Annotated in this window: 1 protein-coding gene; it reads left to right on the forward strand. The window is 67.1% G+C overall.

Going from position 1 to position 365, the window contains the following annotated elements:
- On the forward strand, window positions 1–365 hold a 365-nt coding region (locus C1A38_RS30515), incomplete at both ends, for a beta-ketoacyl synthase N-terminal-like domain-containing protein (RefSeq protein WP_146017666.1).

A 365-nucleotide genomic window follows, 5' to 3' on the forward strand; every position in this document is an offset into this window, starting at 1 on the left:
AAGTCGTATGCGGGTGAGGGCGGCTTCCTGTATGACGCGGATCTGTTTGATGCGGAGTTCTTTGGGATGTCGCCGCGGGAGGCGTTGGCGACTGATCCGCAGCAGCGGTTGTTGTTGGAGGTGGCGTGGGAGACGTTCGAGCAGGCGGGGATCGACCCACGGTCGTTGCGGGGTAGTGACACAGGTGTCTTCTGCGGCGTCATGTACCACGACTACGCCGCCCGGGCCGCCCGCCCACCGGCCGACCTGGAGGGATACCTGCTCGTCGGCAACACCGCCAGCGCCGTCTCCGGCCGCCTCGCCTACGTGTACGGCCTCAACGGCCCGACCCTGACCGTCGACACCGCCTGCTCGTCGTCCCTGGT

The organism is Verrucosispora sp. ts21, from assembly GCF_002879555.1.
Lineage (GTDB): Bacteria > Actinomycetota > Actinomycetes > Mycobacteriales > Micromonosporaceae > Micromonospora > Micromonospora gifhornensis.